Source organism: Novosphingobium sp. B 225 (assembly GCF_002198665.1).
GTDB lineage: Bacteria > Pseudomonadota > Alphaproteobacteria > Sphingomonadales > Sphingomonadaceae > Novosphingobium.
Genome location: NZ_MWLM01000070.1, coordinates 56,797 through 70,316, shown reverse-complemented (window position 1 = coordinate 70,316; position 13,520 = coordinate 56,797). Strand labels below are relative to the sequence as shown.

15 protein-coding genes are annotated in these 13,520 nt (G+C 64.3%); 6 read left to right on the top strand and 9 right to left on the bottom strand.

Features of this window, described 5'->3' with window-relative positions; all coding sequences use genetic code 11:
* Window positions 1–12: 12 nt before the first annotated feature.
* From aqpZ to panC, 4 genes are all read right to left on the bottom strand, one after another.
* Window positions 13–699, bottom strand: a complete 687-nt coding sequence (gene aqpZ / locus MNBBLIKP_RS15990) for an aquaporin Z (RefSeq protein WP_088311266.1) — start codon at window positions 697–699, stop codon at window positions 13–15.
* 106 nt (window positions 700–805) lie between these two features.
* Window positions 806–1,243: an ester cyclase gene (locus MNBBLIKP_RS15985; protein ID WP_088311265.1), complete on the bottom strand. Its 438-nt coding sequence runs from the start codon at window positions 1,241–1,243 to the stop codon at window positions 806–808.
* A 51-nt stretch (window positions 1,244–1,294) separates the two neighbouring features.
* Complete coding sequence (locus MNBBLIKP_RS15980) at window positions 1,295–2,080, bottom strand: CsgG/HfaB family protein (RefSeq protein WP_088311264.1); 786 nt, start codon at window positions 2,078–2,080, stop codon at window positions 1,295–1,297.
* A gap of 123 nt (window positions 2,081–2,203) precedes the next feature.
* A complete protein-coding gene (gene panC, locus MNBBLIKP_RS15975) occupies window positions 2,204–3,052 on the bottom strand; it encodes a pantoate--beta-alanine ligase (RefSeq protein WP_088311263.1) in 849 nt (282 codons plus the stop codon).
* A 107-nt stretch (window positions 3,053–3,159) separates the two neighbouring features.
* Here panC and MNBBLIKP_RS15970 point away from each other — a divergent pair, with 107 nt between their 5' ends.
* Genes MNBBLIKP_RS15970 through pgmG form a run of 3 tightly spaced genes read left to right on the top strand, consistent with a single transcriptional unit; the run spans window position 3,160 to window position 5,674 of the window.
* Entirely contained in the window at window positions 3,160–3,972 is an 813-nt protein-coding gene (locus tag MNBBLIKP_RS15970) for a division plane positioning ATPase MipZ (protein WP_088311308.1), read from the top strand.
* 5 nt (window positions 3,973–3,977) lie between these two features.
* Complete coding sequence (locus MNBBLIKP_RS15965) at window positions 3,978–4,274, top strand: molecular chaperone DnaJ (protein ID WP_088311262.1); 297 nt, start codon at window positions 3,978–3,980, stop codon at window positions 4,272–4,274.
* Window positions 4,271–5,674: a phosphoglucomutase/phosphomannomutase PgmG gene (pgmG, locus tag MNBBLIKP_RS15960; protein WP_088311261.1), complete on the top strand. Its 1,404-nt coding sequence runs from the start codon at window positions 4,271–4,273 to the stop codon at window positions 5,672–5,674. The genes MNBBLIKP_RS15965 and pgmG overlap by 4 nt, the downstream gene beginning before the upstream one ends.
* A gap of 3 nt (window positions 5,675–5,677) precedes the next feature.
* On the opposite strand, the gene MNBBLIKP_RS15955 is transcribed toward pgmG, so the two are convergent.
* The gene (locus MNBBLIKP_RS15955; RefSeq protein ID WP_088311260.1) at window positions 5,678–6,943 is read right to left on the bottom strand and encodes an MgtC/SapB family protein; all 1,266 of its coding nucleotides are present in this window, start codon (window positions 6,941–6,943) and stop codon (window positions 5,678–5,680) included.
* A gap of 100 nt (window positions 6,944–7,043) precedes the next feature.
* Here MNBBLIKP_RS15955 and MNBBLIKP_RS15950 point away from each other — a divergent pair, with 100 nt between their 5' ends.
* The 3 genes from MNBBLIKP_RS15950 to MNBBLIKP_RS15940 are packed head-to-tail and all read left to right on the top strand — an operon-like array spanning window position 7,044 to window position 10,906.
* A complete protein-coding gene (locus tag MNBBLIKP_RS15950) occupies window positions 7,044–7,352 on the top strand; it encodes a PadR family transcriptional regulator (RefSeq protein WP_088311259.1) in 309 nt (102 codons plus the stop codon).
* The gene (locus tag MNBBLIKP_RS15945) at window positions 7,349–8,422 is read left to right on the top strand and encodes an FtsW/RodA/SpoVE family cell cycle protein (protein WP_088311258.1); all 1,074 of its coding nucleotides are present in this window, start codon (window positions 7,349–7,351) and stop codon (window positions 8,420–8,422) included. Before MNBBLIKP_RS15950 ends, MNBBLIKP_RS15945 begins: the two co-directional genes overlap by 4 nt.
* A gap of 30 nt (window positions 8,423–8,452) precedes the next feature.
* Window positions 8,453–10,906: a ligase-associated DNA damage response DEXH box helicase gene (locus MNBBLIKP_RS15940; RefSeq protein WP_088311257.1), complete on the top strand. Its 2,454-nt coding sequence runs from the start codon at window positions 8,453–8,455 to the stop codon at window positions 10,904–10,906.
* Window positions 10,907–10,954: 48 nt separating this feature from the next.
* Here MNBBLIKP_RS15940 and MNBBLIKP_RS15935 read toward each other — a convergent pair whose 3' ends face one another.
* The 4 genes from MNBBLIKP_RS15935 to MNBBLIKP_RS15920 all read right to left on the bottom strand — a co-directional run bounded on the left by MNBBLIKP_RS15935 (window position 10,955) and on the right by MNBBLIKP_RS15920 (window position 13,503).
* Window positions 10,955–11,521, bottom strand: a complete 567-nt coding sequence (locus MNBBLIKP_RS15935; RefSeq protein WP_254913085.1) for an ExbD/TolR family protein — start codon at window positions 11,519–11,521, stop codon at window positions 10,955–10,957.
* 65 nt (window positions 11,522–11,586) lie between these two features.
* Entirely contained in the window at window positions 11,587–12,045 is a 459-nt protein-coding gene (locus MNBBLIKP_RS15930; protein ID WP_088311255.1) for an ExbD/TolR family protein, read from the bottom strand.
* Window positions 12,046–12,082: 37 nt separating this feature from the next.
* On the bottom strand, window positions 12,083–12,616 hold the full coding sequence (locus tag MNBBLIKP_RS15925; RefSeq protein ID WP_176399809.1) for an ExbD/TolR family protein: 534 nt from the start codon (window positions 12,614–12,616) through the stop codon (window positions 12,083–12,085).
* A 119-nt stretch (window positions 12,617–12,735) separates the two neighbouring features.
* Window positions 12,736–13,503: a MotA/TolQ/ExbB proton channel family protein gene (locus MNBBLIKP_RS15920; RefSeq protein WP_088311254.1), complete on the bottom strand. Its 768-nt coding sequence runs from the start codon at window positions 13,501–13,503 to the stop codon at window positions 12,736–12,738.
* Between the last annotated feature and the right edge of the window lie 17 nt (window positions 13,504–13,520).

Sequence of the window (13,520 nt, the reverse complement as noted above, 5' to 3'; positions counted from 1 at the left end):
AGGCTGCGGCGATCAATCGCGCGCGAGCAGGCTGCGATAGAGCCAGCCGCCCAGTGCCCCGCCGATCAACGGTGCCAGCCAGAACAGCCACAGCTGTTGCAGGGCGATCCCGCCCTCGACCAGCGCCGGGCCGGTGCTGCGCGCCGGATTGACCGAAGTGTTGGTAACCGGGATCGAGATCAGGTGGATCAGGACCAGCGCCAGTCCGATCGCGATCGGCGCAGCACCGGCAGGCGCGAGACTATCGGTCGATCCCATGATCACGATCAGGAAGAACGCGGTCAGCACCACTTCGATCACGAAGCCGGCCGCCACGCCATAGCCGCCCGGCGAATGCGCTTCTGTCCCGTTGCTGGCCAGCGCCCCGGCCTGCAGGGTGAATCCGGCTTTGCCGCTGGCAATGAAATAGAGCGTGAAGGCGGCGATGATCGCGCCGACCACTTGCGCCAGCACATAGGGCGCAATGTCCTTGGCCGGGAACCGTCCGCCAGCCCACAGCCCGACCGTGACCGCCGGGTTGAAATGCCCGCCAGAAATATGCCCGACCGCATAGGCCATGGTCAGCACGGTCAGCCCGAAAGCAATGCTGATCCCCAGCGTGCCCACGCCCTGCCCGGCCAGCACGGCCGTACCGCAACCGCCCAGCACCAGCCAGAATGTTCCGAATGCCTCCGCCAGGAGACTCTTGGTGTTGTTCATTTTTCCCCTCCTTCGTCGACTGATCGCGACAAGGGGAAGGCTGCGCCTCTATCGCGGTTAGGTAAAGCTTGATTTTCTTGCAGGTTGGCGGGGCCGGTGTGCCGGGTCAGGACAGCAAATCGAGTGCCTTGAGCACGGCGTTCTGGTCATAATAGGGTCGTTCACAGACAATCAAGTCACTGCCGGGCGCAAATTCGAAGGTCGCGGCCATCCTCACTTTGAAGGTTCGCCCGGTCGGTTCCAGAGTGCGTCCACCCAGTTGCAAAGGACCAAGATGCGTCCCGGTCAGCCAGAACTCTACCAACACCGTATCGCCATCGGCGGCAATCGCGATCACTTCATTGCCCTGATCGGGAAAAGGCACGCGCGATGCGCAAAAATAGCGCCGCACGGCTTCTTCACCATCAAACACCGTGCCAGGGCCGAGCAGTTCATAGCGCGGGTGAGCGAACGTTGCGATCACCCCGTCCCAATCGTGCGTGATCTCCAGCGCCATATGGCGGCGCACGGTCTCAATCCGGCGGTCCTGCAGTCTGTCAGTCATGACCGCAGCCTAACGGGCGGGGATGCACGCGCAAGCCCGCCCGTATGACGATCACGGCTTGGCTTGCGGCGCTGCGGCCGAGGCGTCGTCGGGAAGGCCGCCAAGCTGGCCGACCAGCTTGGTATAGGCATCGAGATAGGCCAGCACGATCACCTGCCCGATCTCGGTGTTCTGATAGCCGCCACCGGCCGCACCGCCAAAAGTGCCGCCGCTGAACATGCCTCCGCCAGCACCCCAGCTGAGGTCCGACTTGCGGTAATAGCCTTCGACCAGTGCCTCTTCCACGGTGGTGCGGGCATTGACGATCGACAGGGTGACGTTGGCTTCACCCTTCTTGACGCTGATCCCGCCCGCAACCGCGCCAAAGGCACGGCCTGCGCCGCCGAACAGGCCGCCGATCCCGCCGAGCACGGCCCCCGCGCCGCCGCCGCCGGAATTGCGGTTGGCGGTAACGATGTCAGGCTGGAGGAAGTAATCGGCAGCCTTGACCTGGCCCTTGCCGATGTTGGAACCGTCCTGCAGCTCGCCATTGTCGGCCAGTGCGCGCTCCATCGCGCGGTTCTGCATCGAACGGCCCCGGTTGACCAGGCTGAAGCAGCCTGATTGCTGCACGAAGATCCGCAGGATCGCCTCGGGGCTGCCCAGGCTCATTTCCCGCCACCACTGGTTGTCAGGCTCGACGATGGCAACGGTGCCGAGGTTCTTGGTGCAGTGCGGAATGTCGCGCGTGCCCTTGGACTGGGCCTGGCGGCCCGAAGAGCCCTTGTCTGCGGCAAGCAGCGGCTGGGCAGTGATGGTCAGCGCCGCAGCGGCGATGATAGCGATGGTTTTGCGCATGGCTGTCTCCGATAACTGCGGGAGCCCTGTTGACCCCCCGCATGGCGCGACCCATTGCCAGGAACATAGGCACAGCTCGGCCAGGTTGACTTGCACATACGCGCCACGGCGCTGTGACCTTGATCACACTGGCAAATTATCGATCAGCCGGGTCGATCCGATCCGTGCGGCCACGAACAGCCGGCCCGGTTCGTCACCCGGGCCTTGCTGCAAGGCAATGCTGTCTGCCCCGCGCACTTCGGCGTAGTCGATTGAGGCAAAGCCGCCTGCGAGCAGATCGGCCTTGAGCGCTGCCAGCGCTGCTGCATAGGTTGCCCCGCCCTGCATCGCCGTGATGGCGGCCCGCGTCGCGCGCGGCAGGCAGGCGGCCTGGGCGCGCTGATCAGCGGTGAGGTAAGCATTGCGCGAACTCATCGCCAGCCCATCCGCCTCGCGCACGGTCGGCACGCCGACAATCCGGTCAACCACTGGCCGGGTCAGATCCAGATCGCGGGCCATGCGCCGGATCACGGCCAGCTGCTGCCAGTCCTTTTCCCCGAACAGCGCCAGATCGGGGCGGACCTGGTTGAACAGTTTGCACACCACGGTCGCCACCCCGTCAAAATGCCCGGGCCGCGCCGCCCCGCACAGGCCCGCGCTGACCCCTTCGACTGCTATGTTGGTGGCGTAACCCGCCGGATACATCGCCTCCACCGTCGGAGCCCACAGCAGGCTCACCCCTTCGGCTTCGAGCAGCGCCGAATCGCGGGCCAGCTGGCGCGGATAGGCGTCCAGATCCTCATTCGCGCCGAACTGGCGCGGGTTGACGAAGATCGAAACCGCGACATGCGCGGCCTGCCGCCTCGCCTCGCGCACCAGGGTCAGGTGCCCTTCGTGCAGGGCCCCCATGGTCGGCACCAGCGCCAGCGGACCGTCCTGCCGAAGCGTATCGACTGCACTGCGCAGTGGAACAAGCTGGCTGACTGTTTGCACCCGTAATTCCCCTTGGAGTAAGAGCCTGATGCAGCCTGCCCTAGCCGCCCTGGGGGCGGGACGGCAACCACACTCAAGAAAGCCCGGAACCCGCCGTGTCGAACCCCATTGTGCCTCACCGAATCGTCTTCGCCAACGAAAAGGGCGGCACCGGCAAATCGACCACGGCGGTCCACGTGGCGATCGCGCTGGCCTATCAGGGCGCGCGGGTGGCCGCGATCGATCTCGATCCGCGCCAGCGCACCCTGCACCGCTATCTGGAAAACCGGGCGGAGACGGAACGGCGGCGGTCGATCGATCTGCCCAATGCCCGGTTTGCCGTGTTCACCGGTGATACCGTGGAGGAACTTGACGCGCTGACCGCCGAAATGGGGCAGGGCATGGACTTCCTGCTGTTCGACACCCCCGGGCGTGACGATCCCTTTGCCCGCCATGTCGCGACCGAGGCCGATACCCTGGTGACGCCGCTCAATGACAGTTTCGTCGATTTCGATCTGATCGGGCAGGTCGATGCCGAAACCTTCAAGGTGCGCCGCCTGTCGTTTTATGCCGAACTGATCTGGGAAGCGCGCAAGAAGCGGGCGATGGCGACGATCAAGGAAAAGCGCCGCGAAATGGACTGGGTTGTGGTGCGCAACCGCACCCAGCACACCGAAGCGCGCAATATGAAGCGGCTTGACGGGGCCCTGACCGAACTGTCCAAGCGGGTCGGCTTCCGGATTGCCCAGGGTCTGTCCGAACGGGTGATCTATCGCGAGCTGTTCCCATCGGGGCTGACCCTGCTGGACAAGGGGCACCTGGGCGAACTGGGCACCAGCCACCTGGTGGCCCGGCAGGAACTGCGCAGCTTGCTGCAAGGTCTCAACCTGCCAGTTCCGGTCCGGCGGGAGCCTGAACTTACCCTGGCGACCCAGGTTTAGCGGCGATGGGCCGGCTGGTCCTCTATGCCGTTTTGGCCATGCTTGCTTGCAAGGCCCTGACCGGCAAGTGGCCATGGGAGCTGTGGGCCAATTCCGAACGATCCCAAAAGGAAGCGCAAGCACGCGCCTTGCTTGGACTGGACCGCTCGGCTAGTCGCGATGCGATTGTCGAGGCGCATCGGCGGCTGATTTCCCGGGTCCATCCAGACCGCGGCGGCACGTCGGAACAGGTCCATGCTGCCAATGCAGCGCGTGATCTGCTGCTGGCGCGGCTCGACCGGCAGATTACGGAGCAAGCATGACACATCAGTTCCACCCGACAGTGCTGCGCGAATACGATATTCGCGGGATCATTGGTGAAACGCTGGGGGCGGAAGATGCCCGGGCGATCGGGCGCGGCTTTGCCACGCTGCTCCGCGCAGCAGGCGGGACCAAGGTGGCTGTGGGCTATGACGGCCGGGTCAGCTCGATCATGCTGGAAGAGGCGCTTGTCGCCGGGCTTAACGCCAGCGGGGTCGATGTGGTGCGGGTGGGCATGGGGCCAACCCCGATGCTGTATTATGCCGAAGCATCAATGCCAGATGTGCAGGGCGGCATTCAGATAACCGGCAGCCACAATCCCGCCAATTACAATGGCTTCAAGATGGTATTTATGGGGCGCCCGTTCTTCGGTGCCGACATCCAGGAACTCGGCCGAATCGCTGCTGCGGGTGCCTGGCTGGACGGTCAGGGCGGCCATGAGCACCGCGAGATCCTCGGCGCTTATGTCGACCGGCTGGTCGATGGACTGGCCGGGATCGGCCACGATCGGCTGTCCGCTTTTCGGATCGGCTGGGACGCGGGCAACGGGGCTGCCGGTCCGGCGCTGGAACTGCTCACTCAAAAGCTTCCTGGCGAACACCATCTGCTCTTCACCCAAGTTGACGGGACTTTCCCGAACCATCATCCGGATCCCACTGAGGAAAAGAACCTAGAAGACCTGCGGGCGCTGGTCGCGGCCAAGAACCTCGATTTTGGCATAGCTTTCGATGGCGATGGTGACCGGATCGGAGCGATCGATGGGCTGGGCCGTGTGATCTGGGGCGACCAATTGCTCATGATCTATGCCGAAGACCTTTTGAAAATGGTGCCCGAAGCCACGATTATCGCGGATGTTAAGGCCAGCAGGGCTCTATTCGATCAGGTTTCAAGGCTGGGTGGACACCCGGTTATGTGGAAAACCGGACACAGCCTGATTAAGTCCAAAATGAAGGAAACAGGTTCCCCGCTGGCTGGCGAGATGAGCGGTCACGTGTTCTTCGCCCACGAATACTATGGCTATGACGATGCGCTTTATGCTGCCGTGCGGCTGATCGCGGCTTCGGTCCGGCTGGGCAAGAGCGTTACCGAACTGCGCGGGGCCATGCCAAATCTGATCAACACCCCGGAAATGCGCTTTCAGGTCGATGAAAGCCGCAAGTTCGCCGTGGTGGACGAGGTCAAAGAGCGTCTGGCTAGTGCCGGGGCCGATGTCAACGCGACCGATGGGGTGCGGGTCAACACGCCCGATGGCTGGTGGCTGCTGCGCGCCTCCAACACCCAGGACGTGCTGGTCGCCCGCGCCGAGAGCGAGAGCGACGCCGGGTTAGAGCGGCTGATGGCGCAGATTGATGAACAGCTGGCGGCATCGGGCCTCAAACGCGGGCCCCAAGCCGGGCACTGATTTTTAGAGCAGCAACGGTAATGTAGCCAGCGACGCGCCCAGACTGGCCAGCAGCACGGCTGCGCCTGGCCAGCCTTTGCGCCAGCCAGCAATTCCGATCGCCGTGCCGGCTTTGATTGCGGTGTTGAGCAGCACCGGCGGCATCAGCACCAGCGCGCCGGTGGCCGGGGCCAGGCTGCCGGGGGGCAGGTTGCCCATGGTGATGATCGCCGAATCGACGTCCATCATGCCCGACAGCGCCAGCACCGTGGCCAGCCCGGCATCGCCCCACCGTTCCTGCACCCAGCGCGCCGCCGCGGTCAGCACCATGACCAGCAGCATCAGCAGCAAGGCCGGGCCAAGCGCAAAGGGATTGCGCAAGGCAACGGCATTGTCCTGAATGCCGCCTGCGTGGCGGCTGCGATGGACCAGCCAGCCCGCGCCGCCCAGGCTGACCAGCAGCCCCGGCACGGCCCACAGCGCCATCAGCGGCAGGACATAGCCTGCCAGCGCCCCGGTCAGCACCATCACCCGGGCAAACATCACCGCAGAAGCCAGCGCGATGGCGGCATTGACCACGCGCGGATCACCCGCTTCGTCGCGCAGCTTTTCCGCCATGGAAGCGGTCACGGCAGTGCTCGATACCACCGATCCTGCCGCCGCCGTGGCCAGCAGCCCGCGCGATGCGCCCAGCTTGCGCGCGGCGATATAGCCCGCAAAGGAAAAGCCGCAGACCAGCACCACCACCAGCCACAGCTGGCGCGGATGCCACGCGAGGTAAGGGCCGAACCGGGTGTCAGGCAGCAAGGGCAGTACCACCAGCGCGATCAGTGCAAATCGGGCGATGGCCTGCATCTCAGCCTCGTCGATCGCGCGAACCCAGCCGTGCAACTGGTTGCGCATCGCCAGGACCAGCACCATCACCCCGCTGGCGGCGCTGGCCATGGCATAATTGCCGCCGCCGGCCAGGAACCCGCAGGCCATGGTCAGCAGGCCAACCATGGCGCTGGTGCCCGAAATCGAGCTGCTGCGCTGGGTCGCGCGCCAATATCCGATCACCACCAGCGCGGCGCTTGCGGCCAGCAGCACCGTGGCCAGACCTTCGGCATTGCCGTGCAGCGCCCCGGCAATGCCCCCGGCCAGCCCCAGCAAGCCAAAGGTCCGCACCCCGGCAAAGCGGCTGCCGGGCGCGCCATCGCGCAGGGCCCAGCCGCGCTGAATGCCGATCAGCAGGCCCAGCGCCAGGGCCAGCCCCAGCCCGGTCAGGTCTTCAAGATCAAGTGGCAGCATCGAGCGGTGTGATGGCAGGCGCGCGGCGGCGGGGGAAGGGGCAATCGGCAGGTGCAATATCGCGCTTGACTCTAAATCTATATAGGTAGAATTAATCCGCATGGTTCGAGATCGCACTTTATCGCCCGTCGCCCGCCGGGTTCTGGCCGCACTGGCCGAAGCCGGGGCCGATTGGTCCCATGGCTATGACCTGTGCCGCAGCGCCGGGGTCAAATCCGGCACACTCTATCCCCTGCTGATCCGGCTGGAGGCGCAAGGCCAGCTGGAGGCGGAATGGCAGGCCCCGGTCGAACCGGGTCGCCCGCCTCGCCACGTCTACCGCCTGACGGCCCGCGGGCGTGCCCTGGCTGCGGACCATCCGCCACTGGATCAGGCCGCCCCGACAGCGCCGCAAGGGATTCCGGCATGAACGCGTGGCTCCACCGGCTGGCGCTGATCATCGCGGGCATTGCCCTGCGTCTGCTGCCACCTGATCAGCGCCCATGGGGCGCTGCCATGCTGGGCGAACTGGTAACGATCCCGCGCGGGGGTGAAGCCGTGCGGTTCGCTCTCGGCTGCCTGGGTCATGGGCTGCGCACCGGGCTGGCGGCGCGGCCGCTGCTGATCGGCGTGCTTTGCGCCATCGGGGCGACGGGGCTGGGGCTGGTCCATCTGGCGCTGACGGGGGCGCCGGGTAGCCATCTGGCGATCAACGCGGCGGCGCTGGTGATCGGCTTGCTCGCACTGGCCAATCTGCGCTTGCTGGCGCGGCTGGTGCCTGTGACGGCCGACAATCTGGCCTTGCTGATCTGCGCAATGCTGGCCGGTTCGACCATGCTGGGCAATGCTGCACAAGGGGCGCAGCGCTGGTTGACGGTGGGCGGGGCCACGATCCAGCCTAGCCTGATCCTGGTGCCGCTGCTGGTCTGCGCCCTGGCCCGCAGCACCGGAAACCGTGCGTTGCTGGCGCTGACAATCGCGGCGCAGACTCTGGCCTGGCAGCCCGACCGGGCCATGGCCGGCGCGCTGGCGGCCAGCATGGCAGGGCTGTTCTGGCGTGAGCGGACCGGGCCGCGCGCTCTGGCGGTGGGTATTGCCATCAGCGCATTTGCCGTAACGCTGGTTCGCCCGGATCTTGGTGAGCGGGTGCCCTATGTTGATCAGATCGTGTGGCTGGCCTTTGCCCAGCACCCCCTGGCGGGACTGGCGGTGTGGATCGGTTCGGCCTTGCTGCTGGTTCCGGCAATAGTGGCGCGGCCGACCGATCGGTCCAGTGGCCTGGCATTTGGCTTGTTCTGGGGCGCGGCGATCCTGGCCGCCGCGCTGGGCAATTACCCCACGCCGCTTGTCGGCTATGGTAGCAGTGCTGTGATAGGCTATTGTCTGGCATTGCTGGGGATTGCGCCCCGCCAAAGCGCGTCGGTGGGCTGTGCGCCGACCCTTGCCCCGCGCAAGAATGAGCGGAGTGACGGAGTTTGGCGGCGTTTGGCTTTGCCCTAGCCCGTCGATCCGTGCCACTCAGGCGCGGAGATGGAGCAATTGCCCCCCGAACTCGATCAATGGTTTGCCGCGCGCGGCTGGCAAGCGCGTCGCCACCAACGCGCCATGCTGGCCGCTGCGCGGGCTGGGCAGCATGCCTTGCTGGTTGCCGATACCGGGGCGGGCAAGACTCTGGCCGGCTTCCTGCCGACATTGGCGGATTTCTGCCCATCGGTCCTGTCCGGGGCTGCGCCGCCTGATGGACTGCACACGCTGTATGTGTCGCCGCTCAAGGCGCTGGCGCATGATGTGCAACGCAATCTGCTTGCGCCGATTGCCGATCTTGGCCTGCCGATCCGGGTCGAGACGCGCAGCGGTGATACGCCGTCCGACCGCAAGGTTCGTCAGCGCAACCGGCCTCCGCATGTATTGCTGACCACGCCTGAATCGCTAAGTCTGTTGCTCAGCTACCCGGATGCGGATGCCATGTTTGGGTCGCTTCGGCGGATCGTGATCGATGAAGTCCATGCCTTCGCCAGCGGCAAGCGTGGAGACTTGCTCGCATTGGCGCTGACCCGGCTTCAGGCGCTAGCCCCAGATCTCCGCCGCGTCGCTCTCTCCGCTACGCTGGCTGAGCCTGAGCAGTTTCGGGCCTGGCTCGCCCCGGATGGCGTTGTGGATGATGTGACGCTGGTTGCAGGAGAGGTAGGGGCCAGCCCGGAGCTTGCGATTCTGCTGCCGCACGAAGCCCGCATCCCCTGGGGAGGGCATGCTGCGGCCTGGGCGGTGCCGCAGCTGTACCAGGCGATCGGCGATAACCGCACCACGCTGATCTTTTGCAATACCCGCTTTCTGGCTGAATTTATCTTTGAGAAGCTGTGGGATGCGAATGAGCACAAGTTGCCGATCGGCATCCACCACGGATCGCTGAGCAAGGAGGCAAGGCGCAAGGTTGAAGGGGCGATGGCGCGCGGCGAATTGCGCGCGCTGGTGGCCACGGCCAGCCTTGATCTGGGGGTGGACTGGGGGGACGTGGACCTGGTGGTGCAGATGGGCGCGCCCAAGGGATCGTCGCGATTGTTGCAGCGGATTGGGCGGGCGAACCATCGGCTTGACCAGCCCAGCCGGGCCCTGTTGGTGCCTGGCAACCGGTTTGAATTTCTGGAAGCGATCGCCGCCGAACAGGCCGTGGCCGAGGGGCAGCGCGATGGCGAGGCCTTTCGGCCCGGGGGGCTTGACGTGCTTGCGCAGCACGTCATGGCCTGCGCCTGCGCTGGGCCGTTCGATAGTGATGATCTGTTGGCCCAAGTCCGCTCTGCGGCGGCTTATTCCTGGCTTGCTCCCGGGCTGTGGGAACGGGTGCTGCAATTTGTAGCAAGCGGCGGCTATGCTTTGAAAGCCTATGACCGGTTTCAGCGGATCGTCAGGGGGCGGGACGGGCTCTGGCGCTTGACCCATCCCGAACATGCCGCGCGGCACCGCTTGAATGCCGGGATCATCCTGGATGCCGAGATGATCGAGGTGCGTTTTCGCAACGGGCGCTCACTCGGCCGGGTGGAAGAAGGGTTCGCGGCAAGCCTGACAGCCGGTGATACCTTTCGCTTTGCCGGGCTCGACCTGGAGGTTGAATCGATGCGCGAGACCGAACTGCTGGTTCGTGCTGCGAAAAAGGGCGGACAGATCCCGAGCTATATGGGTGCGCGCATGCCGCTGACCACTCATCTGGCGGAACGCGTGCAAGGCCTGCTGGCCGACCGGGCGGGCTGGGCCCGGTTTCCCGATGATGTGCGCGAATGGCTGGAAGTGCAGGACTGGCGCAGCGAGCTTCCCGAACCCGGTACGCTGCTGACTGAGAGTTTCCCGCATGAAGGCCGGCACTATACCGTGTTCTATTGCTTTGAAGGCTGGCCTGCACATCAGTCACTGGGAATGCTGCTGACCCGGCGGATGGAGGAGCGAGGGCTCGCTCCGTTGGGCTTTGTGGCCAACGATTATGCGCTTGCAGTCTGGGGTTTACGCCCCATTCCCGACCCAGCCGACTTGCTTTCGCCCGATATCCTTAGTCACGAATTTGTCGAATGGGTGCAGGACAGTTACCTGCTGCGCCGCGCCTTCCGCGAAGTGGCAGTGATCGCGGGTCTGGTCGAACGGCAGCATCCGGGCAAACGCAAAACCGGGCGGCAAGTAACCTTTTCGACTGACCTGATTTACGATGTGCTGCGCAAGTATGAGCCTGATCACGTTCTGATCGAGGCCGCTTGGGTCGATGCCCGTGCCCGGATGACCGATGTGGGCCGATTGGCAGGGGTGCTTGACCGGGCGGCAGGGCAGTTGCGGCATGTCAGGCTTGATCGGGTCAGCCCCCTGGCAGTCCCGGTGCTGGTGATGATCGGCCGGGAAAGCGTGGCGCAAGGGTCTGCTGATGATGAGCTGCTGTTTGAAGCGGAAGGCCTTGCCGCGCAGGCGATGGATCCGGGTGAGCGGCGCGGCCTTGAAGGCGAGTGATCGGCGCGCGCGCGGCGAGGCGTTGCACACAAGGCCGCGCTCGCCGGTTCAAGGTTGGGGCATGGCCTTGTCAAAAGCTTCGTAGCGCTCGTTGCCGACGAATCCGAAGCTGGCAATGCCTGAACGCTTGATTCGGCGAACCACTTCGGCAGCCGTGCCATAGGGGGCCGCGCCTGCCGGTTCGAACCGGACTTCAGGTTCAGGATTGGTGCGATGCACGGTGTTAAGTGCAGCGTCGAGTTGGGGCAGGGTGATCGGTGCGTCGTTCCAGGTGAGGTTGTTGCCCTGATCCAGCGCGATCCGGTTGCTTGGGAGGATCGGGTGATTTGGGCTGCCTGGTGCAGCTGGCAGGTCTATGTCGAGGGTGTGGTTCGCAATCGGGATGGTGATTACGAACATGATAAGCAGGACCAGCATGACGTCGATCAATGGCGTTGTGTTGATTTCGGCAATGGGCAGAAGTTGCGCGGTGGTTTCCTGGTTCTGGTGGCGGAAGGGCATGGTTCCAACTCCCTTATCAGGCCGGCTCGTGCCGTGACTATGGCGAAATAATATACCATACCAAGAGCGGCGCAAGAACTTTGGTCCGGTGATGTTTGAATGGCGGCTGATCATCAGGCGCTAAACAAAAGGGGGCGGATTGCTCCGCCCCCTTGGGTTTTGATCCGGACTGAGCTGGCTCAGTTGGTCGACTTACCTGCATTCGCGGGCTTGCCGAATTCCGAATACTGTTCGTTGCCGACAAACCCGAAGGCCGTCACACCCGAGCCCTTGATGATGTTCAGCACTTTGGCCGACATGTCATAGGGCGCTTGCGGATCGGGCTGGAACTGAAGTTCCGGCTCGGGCTTGATCGCCATGGTCGCCTGAAGCGCCGAGACGAGTTGCGAGTTGTTCAGCGTGGTGCCGTTCCACTGCACTTCGCCCGCCGGGGTGATGGTGACCTTGTTCTTGTCTTTCTTGATCTGCGTGTCCGGCGGGGTTGCCGACGGAGAAGGCAGGTCAATATTAACCGCGTGGGTCGCCACCGGGATGGTGATGATGAACATGATGAGAAGAACGAGCATGACGTCGATAAGCGGCGTCGTGTTCATTTCCATCATCGGCTCGCCATCGTCATTGCCGCCTGACATTGCCATTGTGGTTTACTCCTGAAAAATGCGGTCAGGCCTGATGTCAGCCGTTCGGATCGACCGGGGTCGAGATGAAGCCGACAGTCGGATAGCCCGAAATCTGCACGTTGAAGATCGCACCGGCCACGCAGCGCCACGGGGCGTTGACGTCACCACGGATATGGACCTGCGGGACCAGTTCCGGGTTGGTACGAAGTGCTTCGGGACCACCAGCGCGCTTCACGATGTTGTCCAGCCGCTTGTAGGCCTGATCACGCAGTTCGACCGAATCGACCGGCGTTATGTTGTTGAAATAGATCCGGCATTCGCCGCCCAGATTCGCACCTTCGAAGCCCGGGTCACCAGCGCTGCGGCCAGCCGCATCGGTGGTGCTGACAGTCAACAGCAGGTTCTCGACCTTGTCCTTGGATTCAACCGAGACCATGATCGGGATGCGCAGCTTCTGGATGGTCTGAATCGCGATCGGAACGGCGATGAGGAAGATGATCAGAAGCACCAGCATCACGTCCACAAGGGGCGTGGTGTTGATGTCCGACATCGGCTTCTCTTCGCCGCCGCCGCCCATCGAAATCGCCATGGGTTACATCCTATTCTAGCGTTTGACCTGGGAAGGGTAGTTGCCGGTTGGCAGCACCCTTCCCGGTCGGAGGCCGGCGCAGCGGCATGGCAGGGCCATCCACGCGCCGGCTCGGCGACTTACTGCTTGGCAGCCGGAGCGGCGGCAGCGGGCTTGGCAGCAGCAGCCGGAGCGGCAGCAACCGCAGGCTTCACGGCACCCTTCGAGCTGATGTAGGCCAGCACGTCGGTCGAGAAGCCCGAGAGCAGACCAGCGATGGTCTTGTTGCGGCCCTGCAGGTAGTTGTAGGCGAGCACGGCCGGAACCGCGACGAGCAGACCGAGCGCGGTCATGATCAGCGCTTCACCAACCGGACCAGCGACCTTGTCGATCGAGGCCGAACCGGCGATGCCGATCGCGATCAGCGCGCGATAGATGCCGACCACGGTACCGAACAGACCGATGAACGGTGCGGTGGCGCCAACGGTGGCGAGGAACGGCAGACCGCCAGCGAGGCGAGCGTTGATCTGGCTTTCCGAACGGGCCAGCGAACCGTGGAGCCAGTCATGGGCTTCAAGGGCGTCACCCATCTTGCTGTGAGCATCTTCAGCCGCGATGCCGTCATCGACGATCTGGCGCCAGGCGCTGTTCTTTTCGAGCTTGGCGGCGCCGTCCTTGAGGCTCGAGGCCTTCCAGAAGCTGCCCTTCATCGCGCCGTACTGACGCAGGATCTTCGACTGGTCGATCCACTTGGTGATCAGGATGAAGAACGAGCCGAACGACATGACGCCCAGGATTACGACGGTGGCATAGGCGATGAAACCGCCCTGCTTCAGCGCTTCGGCGAAGCCGAACTTGTTCTGCGGCGCGGCTTCTGCGGCGGCGGCCAGGATTTCAACGATGGTCATGCGATAGTCCTCTCAAG